This window comes from Streptomyces sp. 8N114, assembly GCF_052245835.1.
In the GTDB taxonomy this organism is placed as follows: Bacteria; Actinomycetota; Actinomycetes; order Streptomycetales; family Streptomycetaceae; genus Streptomyces.
In genome coordinates this window covers 165,356-179,704 of sequence record NZ_JBQQBT010000011.1, presented here as the reverse complement: position 1 = coordinate 179,704, position 14,349 = coordinate 165,356, and the positions used below count along the sequence as shown (strand labels likewise).

Below are 14,349 nucleotides of genomic sequence, written 5' to 3'. Positions count from 1 at the left end.
ATGGTCCCCATGGCGGTGTGGGACGACGTGGTGGGCCAGGACAGGGCAGCGAAGCAGCTGATCGCTGCCGCGCGCGATGCCGACGCGTATGTGACGGCGGAAGCCGAGGCGCGCGGCTCGGCCGACCTCTCCGGCTCCGCCATGACCCACGCCTGGCTTTTCACGGGCCCGCCGGGCGCCGGCCGGGAGCAGGCGGCCCGCGCGTTCGCGGCGGCGCTCCAGTGTGTGAGCCCGGACCGGGCGCTGGGCGGCAGCCCGGGGTGCGGCTTCTGCGAGGGCTGTCATACGACGATGGTCGGCACCCACGCGGATGTGGAGGTGGTCCGTACGGATCTGCTGACCATCGGCGTGAAGGACACGCGCGCGCTGGTGCGCGGGGCGCAGATGTCGCCGTCGGGCGGGCGCTGGCAGGTGATCGTCCTGGAGGACGCCGACCGGCTGACGGAGGGCGCGGGGAACGTGCTGCTGAAGGCCGTCGAGGAGCCCGCACCGCGCACGGTGTGGCTGCTGTGCGCGCCGTCGACGGAGGACGTACTGCCGACGATTCGTTCGCGCTGCCGGCACCTGTCGCTGCGTACGCCCCCGGTCGACGCGGTGGCGGACCTGCTGATGCGGCGGGACGGGATCGAGCCGGAGACGGCCGCTTTCGCGGCGCGGGCCACGCAGGGGCACATCGACCGGGCGCTGCGGCTGGCCACGGACGAGCGGGCCCGTGCCAGACGGCAGGCGGTGCTCAAGCTGCCGACGCGGGTCGACGACGTGGGCAGCGCGCTGAGGGCGGCGCAGGAGCTGATCGACGCCGCGACGGAGGACGCCAAGCAGGTCGCCGAGGAACTGGACGTCAAGGAGACCGAGGAACTGCGGGCGGCGCTCGGTGCGGCGGAGGGCAAGCGGCTGCCGCGGGGCACGGCGGGTGCGATGAAGGAGCTGGAGGACAAGCAGAAGCGCCGCTCCACCCGTACCCAGCGGGATTCGCTGGACCTGGCCCTGTCGGACCTGACGGCCTTCTACCGTGACGTGCTCGCCCGCCAGTTGGGCTCGTCCGTCGCGCTGTCGCACGACGAGGCGGCCGGTCCGATCGGGCAGCTCGCGGCCACCTCGCGCCCCGAGCAGACGCTGCGCCGGATCGAGGCCGTGCTGGAGTGCCGTCAGGCGCTGGACCGCAACGTGGCTCCGCTGCTGGCTGTGGAGGCGATGACGATGGCGCTGCGGGCGGGCTGACGCACCTTTAGGCCCCCCTGCGGACGACGGGCCGGAGCCCGGCTGGGTACGCTCCCAGCACGTGCCGCCGGCGGAGGGATGCCCCATGAGTAAGTCACACGCCTCCCGTGTCCGATACGGGGGCGCGTCCCGTATCCGGTACGGGGGCGCGGCGGCACTCACGGCCGCTGCCCTGCTGCTCTCCGGCTGCTCGTCGAACTCGGACTCGTCCGGGGAGCCGGACACCGATCCCTCCGCGAAGGGCACGCACGCGGGCGCCGACGCACCCCCGCTCAAGCCGCTGCCCGCGAAGATCCCCGACGAGCTGCGCCCGTACTACGAGCAGAAGTTGTCGTGGCACAGCTGTGGCCCGACCGAGTTCGAGTGCGCCACGCTGCGGGTTCCGCTGGACTACGACAAGCCGGGGGACGACCCCAAGGACGCCGCCGAGAGCGTGGGCCTGGCGGTGACCCGTACCAAGCCGAAGCAGGGCAAGGGCAAGGCCGAGGGCGGCTCGCTGCACATCAATCCGGGCGGCCCGGGCGGTTCGGCGATCGAGTACGCCCAGCAGTCGGCGGCCCTCATGTATTCGCCGCAGGTACGGGAGCACTACTCGCTGGTCGGCATGGACCCGCGCGGGGTTGGCCGCAGCGAGCCCGTCGAGTGCCTGAGCGACAAGCAGATGGACGCGTACACGCGTGTCGATCAGACACCGGACGACGCGAAGGAAACCGACGCGCTCACCTCCGCTTACGGGAGGTTCGCCAAGGGCTGCGAGAAGCGCACCGGCAAGCTGCTCGGCCATGTCTCGACGGTCGAGGCGGCCCGCGACATGGATGTGCTGCGTGCCGTGCTCGGCGACAAGAAGCTCAACTACGTCGGCGCCTCCTACGGCACCTATCTGGGCGCCACCTACGCGGGCCTGTTCCCGAAGCGCTCCGGCCGGGTCGTCCTGGACGGCGCCTTGGACCCGTCCCTCTCGGCGCGCCGCGTCAACCGTGAGCAGACGGCGGGTTTCGAGACGGCGTTCAAGGCGTTCGCCCGCGACTGCGTGGGTATGTCCGACTGCCCCCTGGGCACGGACGGTGTCCAGCAGGCGGGCAAGAAGCTGAGCGCCCTCTTCGCCCGGGTGGACCGCAAGCCGCTCAAGACCGACGACCCCTCGCGCACCCTGACCGAGTCCCTGGCCACCACGGGTGTGATCCGCGCCATGTACGACGAGGGCTCCTGGCCCGGGCTGCGTGAGGCGCTGACAGCGGCGAAGAAGGGTGACGGTGCGCAGCTGCTGAAGCTGGCCGACGACTACTACGAGCGCGGCCCGGACGGCGATTACAGCAACATCATGTACGCCAACCCGGCCGTCAACTGCCTCGATCTGCCCCCGGCCTTCTCCGGCGCCGCCGAGACCCGCGAGTCCCTCGCCTCCTTCGAGAAGGCCAGCCCCGTCTTCGGCCGCGGCTTCGCCTGGGCGGCGCTGAACTGCGGCGAATGGCCGGTCAAGCCGGCAGGAGGGCCGCACCGCATCGCCGCCGAGGGCGCCGACCCGATCGTGGTCGTCGGCACCACCCGCGACCCGGCCACCCCCTACCGCTGGGCCCAGGGACTGGCGGGCCAGCTGACCCCGGCCCGTCTCCTCACCTACGAGGGCGACGGCCACACCGCCTACCTGCGCGGCAGCGACTGCGTCGACGGCGCCATCAACGCCTACCTCCTCCAGGGCGAGCCCCCCAAGAACGGCACCACCTGCAAGTGACCCCCCCCGAACCCCCGTCCTGACCACCCCCACAAACCCTGTAGACTTGTCGCCGCAGCGGCCCCCACACTGGCCGCACGCATATTGCCGCCTTAGCTCAGTCGGCCAGAGCGACGCACTCGTAATGCGTAGGTCAAGGGTTCGATTCCCTTAGGCGGCTCAGTTGAAGCCCAGGTCACACTTGCTGTGACCTGGGCTTTTTCGTGGTTCGGGGGTCTGTGCGGGGGCGGAGTCTTTGCTCAGTGGGTGGGGGTCGGGGGGCGGGGTGGGGAGCAGCGTGGTGGCGGTGATGAGGAGGCCGTCGCGACAGAGCCAGTGGCCGTCGAAGTGATCGAGGCGTCTGCCGCCGACTGTCGGTGCGGGGATGAGGAGTCGGGCTGAGAAGGTGGTGGCGTCCGGGTCGAGCTCGACGAGGGCCTCGTCGAAGTCCAGCTCGCGGTGGGTGAGTGGGTACCACGCCTTGAACACCGACTCCTTGATGCTGAACAGCAGTCGGTCCCAGTGGATCTCTGGGGCGGTGTGCGAGAGGGCGTTGACCCATGACTGTTCGCGCGGGAGAGCGATGGTTTCCAGCACCCCGTCCGGGAGGAGCTCGTTGGGTTCGGCGTCGATGCCTAGCCCCAGGATCTCGCTGCGACGGGCGACCGCAGTGGCTCGGTAGCCTGCGCAGTGGGTCATGGAGCCGACCACGCCTTCGGGCCACTGCGGGGCGCCGCGCCGGTTGCGGAGCAGGGGCGTCGGCTCCACGCCGAGTGCGCTCAACGCCCGTCGCGCGCATGCCCGTCCGGTGGCGAACTCGTGCTGCCGCTGCGGCAGGGCGCCGTCGACCATGGCTGCCTCCTGCGGGTACAGATGCGCTGACGGTGGACCTGCGGCGTCCGCGAACGCCTCGGCAGTGGCCACTGTCGGGGGCAGCAATTTGTTGAGCAGGGTGACGCTGCTGGGGGCGGGGGTGGGCAGCACAGGACGCAGGGGCTCGCGCGGCGGCCGGGACCGCCACTCGCGCGGGTAGCCGATCGAGACCTCCTCGAACCGGACTCCGTCGTGCCAGGTGATCCGGGGGATGTGCAGATGCCCGTAGACGACGGCCGTGGCGCGGAAGCGGCGGTGCCAGTCGGCTGTCAGTGCGGTGCCGCACCACTGGGCGAACTCGGGGTGCCGCAGGACCCTGGTGGGCTCGCGAACCAGGGGGAAGTGGTTGACCAGAACGGTGCGGTGGCCAGGGTCGACGGCCGCGAGCCGGCGCTCGGTCCACTCCACGCGGTCCCGGCACCACGCATCCCGGGTGGGGTAGGGATCCGGGTGCAGCAAGTACTCGTCCGTGCAGACCACCCCCGCCTCGTGGGCGAGGCGCAGCGACTCCTCCTTGGTGGCGGCGCCCGGTGCACGGAAGGAGTAGTCGTAGAGCACGAACAGCGGGGCGACGGTCACCGGGCCGCTCTCGTCGTGCCACACCGGGTAGGGGTCCTCAGGGGTGACGACGCCCAGGTCTCGGCAGGCTTTGACCAGCCGTCGGTACCGCCGCTCGCCGCGCAGCGTCACGGGGTCGCCCGGATGTGTCCACAGTTCGTGGTTGCCCGGCGCCCAGATCACTTTGGCGAACCGGTCGCTGAGCAGCCCGAGCGCCCGCTCGATGTCCCAGAACCGCTCGGCGACGTCGCCGGCGACGATCAGCCAGTCGGCGTCCGAGGTCGGGCGCAGCGAGTCCAGGATCGCGTCGTTCTCGCGGAACGCGACGTGCAGATCGCTGACAGCCAGCAGTCTTCCGTTCATCCGTGCGCCTTGCCCCCGTTGCATTCTCGCGGATGTGGCAGAACCGGCCCGCCGCCGGGCTCGGTGTTTCAGGAGCGCCGAATGCGTGGACAACTCGCTCAGTTGCGGAAAGAAGTCGTTGGTTGCCGGATGCCGCCTCAACAAAACAAGGCCGGACCGACCGTGTCAACGGCCGCTCATAGCGGTCCGGGGTGACGCTCCAGCAGGTGGAATCAATTTTCCTGTGCGACATCGGAGTTGTGATGTGCGGCACAATCGATCTGTCGCTCGCCCGCTCCTGACGAGACTGACCAAAGATGGACCCTATGCCACCCGTACCTCTCTCCGTGGCACGGTTTCGCCGGACGCGATAAAGAAACAGCCGGAATCGGGAACTCCCTTTTTAGCAGAGCACGACCTCGCCGCTGATGCCTGCTCAAGCCCGCCCATGCCGATCAAAGCCTGACCCCAATTTTGTTGAATCTTCTATCGAGAGGAGCACCGGTGAGTGAGAAAGCCACGACTACGGTGAAGTGCCTGGTCTGGGATCTGGACAACACGCTGTGGCAGGGCACGCTTCTCGAGGACGGCGAGGTGCGGCTTGCCGACGAGATCCGGGAGGTCATCGCCGAGCTCGACGCCCGGGGCATACTCCAGACCGTGTCCAGCAAGAACGACTTCGAGCCTGCCTGGGACCGGCTGGTGCAGCTGGGGGTGGCCGAGTACTTCGTGCTGGCCGAGATCGGCTGGGGCCCGAAGTCGGGTGCGGTGCGGTCGATCGCCGAGCAGCTCAACTTCGCCCACCGCACCGTCGCGTTCATCGACGACCAGCCCACCGAGCGCGCCGAGGTGGAGTTCCATCTGCCGGAGGTCCGCTGCTACCCGGCCGAACTGGCGGCCGAACTGACGGCGCTGCCGGAGTTCACCCCGGCCACCAGGACGGTCGACTCCGGCAAGCGGCGCCAGATGTACCAGGCGAACTTCCGCCGCGACGCCGAGCGGGCCGAGTTCACCGGCCCTGACGAGGCGTTTCTCCGCTCGCTCGATCTCGAACTGCGCATCATGCGGGCCACCGAGGCCGAGTTGAGCCGGGTCGAGGAGCTGACCCAGCGCACCAGCCAGATGAACGCGACAGGCGTGCACTACTCCGACGAGGAGCTGCGCGCGCTGCTCACCTCCGAGGATCACGAGGTGCTCGTGGCCACTCTCACCGACCGGTTCGGCACCCACGGCGCCATCGGCGTTCTGCTGTTGGAAAAGCGCCCCACGACCTGGCACTTGAAGCTGCTGGCCACATCGTGCCGGGTGGTTTCCTTCGGGGTCGGTGCGGTGATCCTGAATTGGCTGGCGAGCGAGGCCGCCGACGCCGGAGCGCATCTGCTCGCGGACTTCCGGCGCACCGATCGGAACCGGATGATGGAGATCGCCTACCGGTTCGCGGGATTCGACGACCAGGACTGCGACTGCAGGACGCTGCTGCCCGGCAGCGAGACCGACGGGGTGGAGCGCCTGCACCTGGTGACCGAGCGGCGTGATCCGCCGGACACGATGCGCCTGATCACCCCCGATCTGGGCGCGCGGGTCCGGGAGGAGCAGAGCAGCAGGGGGTGACCCGGGCGGCCGTCAGCCGTGTCCCCCACGCGATCAGCGATCAGCGATCGCGCAGCGGAGGACGGCGGGCTACGCCGACTTCCTGCGGGCCAGTGTCACTCCGTCGGCCAGCGGCAGGACGCAGGTCTCCACACGGTCGTCGGCGCGGATGAGTTCGTTCACCTGGCGGATGGCGAGGGTGTCCGGGTCGTCGGCTGCCGGGTCGACGACCCGGCCGAAGAACAGGGTGTTGTCGAGGACGATGAGTCCTCCCGGCCTGACCAGGGCGACGGCTTCCTCGTAGTACGCGGGGTAGCCCGTCTTGTCGGCGTCGATGAACACCAGGTCGACGCTTCCCTCGCCCTCCGTCCGGCGCAGCTCGGCGAGGGTTTCTTGTGCGTCGCCGATCCTGAGCTCGATCCGGTCGGCCACGCCCGCGCGTTCCCAGAATTCGGCACCGATATCGGTCCACTTCTTGCTGATGTCGCAGGTGATCAGCCGCCCGCCCTCGGGGAGCGCGCGTGCCATGCACAGGGTGCTGTACCCGGTGAAGGTGCCGATCTCCAACACTCGGGAGGCTCCGGTCAGTTGGACCAGCAGTGTGAGGAACCGGGCTTCCGTGGGCGGGACCTGCATCGACGGGCCCCCGGGCAGCTCGGCCGTCAGCGTTCGCAACGCGGTCAGCACCTGGTCCTCGGGGTGGGAGATGTCCTCGACGTAGGCGAGCAGTTCTTCGGTGACGGCAAGCTGAGTGGCCATGAGATCAACCTACCGTCGTACTCGGGTGCGATCACCTGGTTCCGGTCCGAACGCACCGCGCGGCGGGCCGAGTTCGGTTCCACGACGACGCGTGTCCGCACCCGCGCATGCTCGCCGGCAGTACCGGCTGGGCCAATTTCTTGTCGTGTCCTCGCCATCGGGCGTTGCATCGGCCCATCCAAGTGCTCCGTAAAGTGCCAGCTCAAGAACGCGATCGTGAAGAACATTACTTTCCCGTTACGTGGAAGCGTGGATCACAACTCGAAGTTCATTGCATCTCGTTGGCGACTTCCGATAGTGTGATCGACGATCACGGGGGGAGTGACGGGGAGTAGTGCTGTCCCCCTGTGGTCCGAGGCTGCAAAAATCGCGGCTCGACTTTTACGGGGGCACGAAAATGTAGTAATTCTTCATGGGTGCAGCGCTGGCGCTGCCCGACTTCGACGGCAGAATTCCGTCTCCTTCTTGTATTCTCAGGACTTTGCGACGCTCTTCGGTCCTGCGGGATTCCATGATGCCTGCAAGGGGGCAATGGGTCTCGTTCTTCTTCCTGCAATGAATCGTCACTTTCGAATCCGAACTTTTTCCTCGTAGGTCCGGAAGACCTTCACGGGTGGTTCCGGGCTGGGCTGAAATGCCAGTTCGACGCTGTTCTGGAACGGATACCGATGGCCGACTCGCTGACGCTCACCGAAGCCTTCACCATTACCGCTGACAACCCCTGTTCGGGTGCGCATGCGCTGGTGACGGCACGCCGGCCTGCGCCGTCCGTGGGCCAGGAGCGGCTGTCGACTCCCCTGGCCCACGCGGGCTTAGCGAAGGCCGACGGCGTGGTCCGTACCGGTTGCAGCCAACTCCCGCACCCGTCGGCGCGACGCACCCTGCGAACTCCAGGCGCCGGTACCCCCCGTTCAGGCTGCGCGGACCGCGTCCGCGCCGGAGCGTGCCGCGTTCCGGCGCGCCGAAAGCAGAGGTGAATTGATGGACGTCGCTGTCATCGGCATCACAGGGCGCTACCCGCAAGCGGAGGACCTGGACACGCTCTGGGCACACCTCCGGGACGGCAGGGACTGCGTCACCGAGCCGCCCGCCGACCGGTGGGAGGAGGCGCAGCGATCGGGAGCCTGGGGCGGATTCCTTGAGGGGATCGACAGGTTCGACCCGGCGCTGTTCGACATCTCCCCCCGCGAGGCAGCGCTGATGGATCCACAGCAGCGACTGTTCCTGGAGACGGTGTGGGAGCTGCTGGAGGGCTGCGGCGTCACCCAGGAGATCATCGAGCAGCAGTACGGACGGCGCATCGGCGTCTACGTCGGGGCCGCCTGCCAGTTGTACCGGGCGGACGCCTCCGATCCCGCAAGTGCGGCGCTCACCTCGACAGCCTCGTACAACCTCATCGCCAACCGTGTCTCCTACTTCTTCGGGCTGGAGGGGCCGAGCCTGGCGGTGGACAGCATGTGCGCCTCCTCGGCCATGGCCATCCATCTGGCCTGTGCCGATCTGCACCGCGGGGAGAGCCGACTGGCGGTCGCAGGCGGGGTGAACCTGGCCACCCACCCGGACAAGTTCCGCGGGCTGTCCGAGATGGGGCTGCTGGGCAGCCACCCGGGCAGCCGCAGCTTCCGCAACGGTGACGGCTACCTTCCCGCCGAAGCAGTCGGCGCCCTGCTGCTCAAGCCGCTGGACGCCGCAGTGCGCGACGGCGACGACGTACACGCCGTCATCAAGGGCAGCGCCTCGCTGCACAGTGGTCGCGCCAACGGCTTTCTGACGCCCAGCAGCCGCGCCCAGGTGACCGTCATGCAGCGGGCACTGGAGCAGGCCGGCGTCGAGCCGGACTCGATCGGGTACGTCGAGTCGGCGGCCACCGGAGCCACGACGTCCGACGAGACCGAACTGAGCGCGCTGCGGGAGGTGTTCGGCGAGTCGGCGGAGCCTGTGGTGGTCGGTTCCGTGAAGTCGAACCTCGGGCACCCGGAGGCGGCCTCGGGGGTGGCGCAGCTCACCAAGGTCGCCCTCCAGCTGCGGCACCGCGAGCTGGTCCCGCTCACCGAGGCCGGAGAGCCCAACCCCCGCCTCGGACTGGACGGCAGCCCGCTGACCCTCTGCGAACGGCTGGCTCCCTGGGAAAGGCGCCGGGACGCCGGAGGCCGGTCGACGGCACACCGTGCGCTGATCAACTCCGTAGCCGTCGGTGGCAGTCACGTCAGCCTGGTGGTCGAGGCTCCACCTGAGAGCACGGCCCGGCCGCAGCCCCAGGCCGACGCACGCCCGCAGCTCGTCGTGATGTCCGCCGCAGGCCGGTCGCGGCTGCTCACGGCAGTGCGGCGGCTGGACGAGTACCTCGGGCACAGCGGCGAGATGAGCCTGGCGGACGTCGCGTACACACTTCAGTTGGGCCGTGAGGCGATGCCCGAGCGGCTCGCCGTGGTGGCGGGCGATGTCGACGGGCTGCGTGACTCCCTCGCCCGGTTCCTGGCCGGGGCCGACGACTCCACGGTGCACACGGGCAACGCCGCGGATGGCGGGGCAGGCCCCCTCCTCGCGGTGCTCGACGGGGCCCCGGGCGAGGCATTCCTCTCCGCGCTGGTCGCCGACCGCGACCTGGAGCGGCTCGCCGAACTGTGGGTGAACGGCGCCCGGATCCCCTGGAGCAAGCTGCATCCGCAGCGTCGGCGCCTGCTGCCGCTGCCGGGGACCGCGTTCGAGCGGGGGAGCTACTGGCTCGGCCGTACGAGCGCTCCCGCTCCCGCGCCCGCGACCGGCCGGTCCGAGCTCCCGGAGCCCGCTCCCGTGGACCCGGCGTCCGCGGGAGCCGAACAGGCCGATAGGGAAGGCGGGGCCGAACAGGCCGACAAGGAAGCAGCTGTCCTTGCGGTCTGCGCCGAGTTGCTCGGGTTCCAGCCGGGCGAGCTCGGACCTGAGGACAGCTTCCTGGCGCTGGGAGGCCACTCGCTGCTCGCTCACCGGTTGGCCGCGCTGCTGCGGGAGCGGGGCATGCACTGTGCCCCGCCGAGCATCCTGCGGGCTCGCTCGCTCGCATCCATCGCCGACGCGGCAGAAGTGGTCGGGACGGCCGGGACTGCCGAACCTGTCGAAGCAGCCGGAACGGTTGAACCGGTACCGGCGAGCGCGGTTACGGCCTCCACGGTGAACAGCGGGCCCACGTCGGCGCCCGCCGGGATTCCCGGGAACAGCACCCGCGTCACCCCCGACATGCTGCCTCTGGTGTCCCTCACCGAGGAGGAAGTGGCGGCCGTCGTCGCCGCTGTGCCGGGCGGAGCGGCGAATCTCCAGGACGTCTACCCGCTCGCCCCGATGCAGGAGGGCATGTTCTTCCACCACATCAGGGAGAGCGAGCACGACCCCTACGTCTCGTCGGGGCTGTTCTCCTTCGCGGACCGCGACTGTCTGGACGGGTTCGTCCGAGCGCTGCAGGCGGTCATCGTCCGGCACGACGCGCTGCGCACCGTGATTCTTTCGAACGGGCTGAGCGGACCTGTCCAGGCGGTGCTGCGGCAGGTGGAACTCGCCGTGGAAGAGGTCGAGCTCGCTTCCGGCAGGCCGGCCGAGGAGCAGTTCGCCGAGCTGCTCCGGCGCGCCCCGCGCATGGAGCTCGACCGGGCCCCGCTGATCCGGCTGCGGCGCGGCCGGCATCCGGACACCGGGGTGTGGCATGCGGCGTTGAGCCTGCACCACACCATCCACGACGCCTCGTCGCTCGGCCTGCTGTTCGCCGAGATCGGCGCGCACATGGAGGGGCAGGCCGAGAGCCTGCCGGACCCGGTGCCGTACCGCGCGTTCATCGAGCACACCCGGCGCGGGCCGGAGGACCTCGATGCGGCCGCCGCCTTCTTCACCGAGCTGCTCGGTGAGGTGTCGGAGCCCACCGTGATGTTCGGACTGCACGATGTGCACGGCGACGGAGAACAGGTCGTCGAGGTTCGCCGGTCGCTGGACGACGGGCTGGGCCGACGTATCCGTGCGCTGGCGGAAGAGCTGAAGACCAGCCCCGCGACGCTGTTCCACGTCGGCTGGGCCCTGACCGCCGCCGCCTGCTCCGACCGCGACGACGTGGTGTTCGGCACGGTCATGTGGGGGCGACTGCAAGGGCCCGCCGGGACGCAGAGCATGCTCGGCAGCTTCATCAACACCCTGCCGGTGCGCTTCGAGCTGGCCGGCCGCAGCGTGCGGGAGCTGGTGGAGCAGGCCGATACGACGCTGCACAGGCTCGTGCGCTTCGAGCAGACCCCGCTCTCCGAGGCCCGGGCGCACAGTGGACTGCCCAGCCCGGAGACGCCGCTGTTCAACGCGATCCTCAACTACCGGCAGATGCCGGGTGACAACGGAGTTGAGCGCCTGCTCCAGCGGGTTGGCGTCACCCCGCTGTCGTCCGAGGTGATCGAACGCAGCAACTACCCGCTGACCGTCTCCATCAACGACCTCGAGGACACGTTCCAGATCGACGCCCAGATCCACCAGGCGCAGGACGCCGATGTGGTCGTCGACTGCCTGGAGGCCGCCATGGTCGCCCTCGCCGACGCGCTGTCCGGTCAGGAGAGCGCCGGGCGCCCGGCCGTGGAGCTGTCCGTGCTGCCGTCCGCGATGCGGGAGCGCGAGATCGCCGGGTTCGCCTGGGAGCCGGTGACGACCGAGGACCCCGGCGGCGCCCGCTCCGACCGCCGCGTGGACGCGTGGTTCGAGGAGATCGTGCGCGAGGTGCCGGACGCGGTGGCGGTGCGGTGCGAGGACCGTTCGCTCACCTACCGGGAGCTGAACGCGCGGGCGAACCGTCTCGCGCGGTATCTGCGGGCGCAGGGTGTGACGCGTGATGCGCTGGTCGCGGTGTGCCTGCCGCGGAGCGAGTGGCTGGTGGTGTGTGCGCTGGCGGTGGTGAAGGCCGGCGGCGCGTACGTACCGCTGGATCCGTCGGCTCCGGCGGAGCGGCTCGGTCATGTGCTCAGGGACAGCGCCCCGCGCGTGCTGCTGGTCGACGGCGCGGTGCCCGAGGGGCTCGACGCGGGCGAGGCCGCGGTCGTGGACGTACCGGGCGACGCCGGCCGCTGGGCGGATCTGCCGGACGGCGACCTGGAGCCCGAGAAGGGCGCCTCGACCGGGGATCTGGCGTACGTGATCTACACGTCCGGCTCCACGGGCCTGCCCAAGGGCGTGATGGTCGAGCACCGCAACATGTCGCGGTTCTTCGTCGCCGCGCAGGAGTGGTTCGGCTACCGGACCGGGGATGTGTGGACGCTGTTCCACTCCTTCGCCTTCGACTTCACCGTCTGGGAGATGTGGGGTGCGCTGCTCCACCGTGGCCGCCTCGTGGTGGTCACGCAGGAGGTGGCGCGCAGCCCGAAGGACTTCTACGCGCTGCTGTGTGCGGAAGGCGTCACCGTCCTGGGCCAGACGCCCACCGGCTTCGGGCAGCTGATCGCAGCCCAGGGCGAGGACGGCGCCCCGCACCAGGTGCGGACGGTGCTGCTCGGCGGGGAGGAACTGGACGCCTCGCCGCTGGCTCCGTGGTTCCGGCGGCCGGTCAACGACGGGACCACGCTGGTCAACATGTGGGGCACCACCGAGACGACGGTGGTCTCCACGTACCGGGAGGTGACCGAGCCCGACACCCGCCTGACGACCCGCCCCATCGGCCGCCCGCTGCCGGGCTTGAGCGTGTACGTGCTGGACAAATACGGGAAGCCGGTGCCGACCGGCGCGGTGGGCGAGCTGGTCATCGGCGGCGAGGTCGTGGCACGCGGCTATCTGAACCGGCCGGAGCTGACCGCCGAGCGCTTCGTGGAGGATCCGTTCTGCGGCGTACCGGGTGCCCGTATGTACCGCACGGGAGATCTGGGGCGCCGGCTGGCGGACGGCACCCTGGAGTTCCTCGGGCGCACCGACGGCCAAGTCAAGATCCGCGGCTACCGCATCGAGCTGGGCGAGATCTCCACCCGCCTCAACGAGCACCCCGCCGTTGCGGATGCCCGCGTCGTGGTGCGCGGCCAGGGCGACGACCGGCGGCTGGTCGGATACGTCGTACCGTCCGACGGTGCGGCGCGACCGGTGCACGAGCTGTTGCGCCTGGCCCGCACCGAACCGCACGTCATGGACCGGGTGCACGAGCTGCCCAACGGGCTGCCGGTCTTCGCCCGGGACCGCGGTGAGGCCGAGTCCCGCTACGCGGAGATCTTCACGGCGCAGGGCTTTCTGCGGCACGGCATCACGCTCGGCGAGGGCGACTGTGTCGTGGATGCCGGCGCCGGTATCGGCCTCTTCACGCTGTTCGCGGGGCTGCACTGCCCGGCGGCCAGGCTGTACGCGTGCGAGCCGAGCGGGCCGCACTCCGACGCGCTGCGCCGCAACGTCGCGCTGTACGGACTCGACGCGCGGGTCTTCGACGGAGCACCGGCCGCAGCCCTGGCGGAGATCCTGGCGGAGGAGGGCGCAGCCCGGATCGACCTGCTGAGAGTGGGCGCGGAGTCCGCCGGGTCCGAGGTGCTCCGCGGCATTGCCGGCGCCGACTGGCACAGGATCCGCCAGCTCGTGGTCGAACTCCCCGACGCTGACGGGCAGCAGGAGAAGGCCGTGGCGCTGCTGGAGGAGCACGGCTTCGACGTCGTCAGCGAGCGGCGCGAAGGAGCGGGGCCAGAAGCGGCGCCGTACGTCCTGTTCGCCAGGCGCCCCGACGACACGGTAGGGGCAGGTGCCGTGATGGACGTGCCCGTGCCGCGCTGGCCGAACGAGCGGGTCCTGAAGGCGGAGCTGGACGCCGCGGTGCGGGCCGCCCTCCCGTCGTACATGGCGCCTTCCGGCTACGTCCTGCTGGACGAACTGCCGCTGACCGGCAACGGCAAGCTGGACACCGGCGCGCTGCCGGAACCCGAGAGCCCGCGGCGGTCCGACGAGCAGGGATCGGCCCCACGCACCGCGACCGAGCGTGTCGTCTGCGAGGTCTGGGCCGAGCTGCTGGACATCGACGCCGGGCACGTCGGGCTGGACAGCAACTTCTTCTCGCTGGGCGGTAATTCGCTGCTCGTCACCCGCATGATCAACCTGATCAAGCAGCGGACGGGGGTGGAACTGCGGGTCCAGACGATCTTCGGAGCGGAGCAACTGGCCGATCTGGCCGCCGAGGTGGAGCGGAGCCTGCCGGACACCGGGCCGGCCGCCGAGCTCGACCTGGGCACGATCAGCGAAAGCATCAGCCTCGTCCAGAACATGACCGACGCAGAGCTGGAAGCGCTGGACATCGACAACGCCGTCGCCGACACCGAGAGCTAGGCAGAGAGATCAAT

General features: G+C 70.0%; 6 protein-coding genes, 1 tRNA gene and 1 pseudogene. 5 read left to right on the top strand and 3 right to left on the bottom strand.

Going from position 1 to position 14,349, the window contains the following annotated elements:
* Positions 1–9 precede the first annotated feature (9 nt).
* The 3 genes from ACTWQF_RS23085 (at position 10) to ACTWQF_RS23075 (ending at position 3,113) form a co-directional block, all read left to right on the top strand.
* Positions 10–1,221, top strand: a complete 1,212-nt coding sequence (locus tag ACTWQF_RS23085; RefSeq protein WP_443281527.1) for a DNA polymerase III subunit delta' — start codon at positions 10–12, stop codon at positions 1,219–1,221.
* An 85-nt stretch (positions 1,222–1,306) separates the two neighbouring features.
* Entirely contained in the window at positions 1,307–2,953 is a 1,647-nt protein-coding gene (locus ACTWQF_RS23080) for an alpha/beta fold hydrolase (RefSeq protein WP_443281526.1), read from the top strand.
* Between the two features lie 86 nt (positions 2,954–3,039).
* Positions 3,040–3,113 (top strand) — tRNA-Thr (locus ACTWQF_RS23075).
* Here the strand turns inward: ACTWQF_RS23075 and ACTWQF_RS23070 are convergent.
* Together ACTWQF_RS23070 and ACTWQF_RS23065 are read right to left on the bottom strand one after the other, a co-directional pair.
* Complete coding sequence (locus ACTWQF_RS23070) at positions 3,113–3,784, bottom strand: 4'-phosphopantetheinyl transferase family protein (protein WP_443281548.1); 672 nt, start codon at positions 3,782–3,784, stop codon at positions 3,113–3,115. The genes ACTWQF_RS23075 and ACTWQF_RS23070 overlap by 1 nt on opposite strands.
* A gap of 114 nt (positions 3,785–3,898) precedes the next feature.
* A pseudogene (locus tag ACTWQF_RS23065) lies at positions 3,899–4,750 on the bottom strand (metallophosphoesterase family protein); the annotation flags it as partial.
* 459 nt (positions 4,751–5,209) lie between these two features.
* Here ACTWQF_RS23065 and ACTWQF_RS23060 point away from each other — a divergent pair.
* Positions 5,210–6,316, top strand: a complete 1,107-nt coding sequence (locus ACTWQF_RS23060; RefSeq protein WP_443281525.1) for an HAD-IIIC family phosphatase — start codon at positions 5,210–5,212, stop codon at positions 6,314–6,316.
* A gap of 69 nt (positions 6,317–6,385) precedes the next feature.
* On the opposite strand, the gene ACTWQF_RS23055 is transcribed toward ACTWQF_RS23060, so the two are convergent.
* Complete coding sequence (locus ACTWQF_RS23055) at positions 6,386–7,054, bottom strand: O-methyltransferase (RefSeq protein WP_443281524.1); 669 nt, start codon at positions 7,052–7,054, stop codon at positions 6,386–6,388.
* A 981-nt stretch (positions 7,055–8,035) separates the two neighbouring features.
* Here ACTWQF_RS23055 and ACTWQF_RS23050 point away from each other — a divergent pair.
* The gene (locus ACTWQF_RS23050; RefSeq protein ID WP_443281523.1) at positions 8,036–14,335 is read left to right on the top strand and encodes an amino acid adenylation domain-containing protein; all 6,300 of its coding nucleotides are present in this window, start codon (positions 8,036–8,038) and stop codon (positions 14,333–14,335) included.
* Positions 14,336–14,349 lie beyond the last annotated feature (14 nt).

What these genes read in the sequence shown, in the direction of transcription:
- ACTWQF_RS23085 (WP_443281527.1), top strand. Translation starts at nt 10, where the DNA reads ATGGCGGTGTGGGACGACGTGGTGGGCCAGGACAGGGCAGCGAAGCAG.
- ACTWQF_RS23080 (WP_443281526.1), top strand. Translation starts at nt 1,307, where the DNA reads ATGAGTAAGTCACACGCCTCCCGTGTCCGATACGGGGGCGCGTCCCGT.
- ACTWQF_RS23070 (WP_443281548.1), bottom strand. Translation starts at nt 3,784, where the DNA reads ATGGTCGACGGCGCCCTGCCGCAGCGGCAGCACGAGTTCGCCACCGGA.
- ACTWQF_RS23055 (WP_443281524.1), bottom strand. Translation starts at nt 7,054, where the DNA reads ATGGCCACTCAGCTTGCCGTCACCGAAGAACTGCTCGCCTACGTCGAG.
- ACTWQF_RS23050 (WP_443281523.1), top strand. Translation starts at nt 8,036, where the DNA reads ATGGACGTCGCTGTCATCGGCATCACAGGGCGCTACCCGCAAGCGGAG.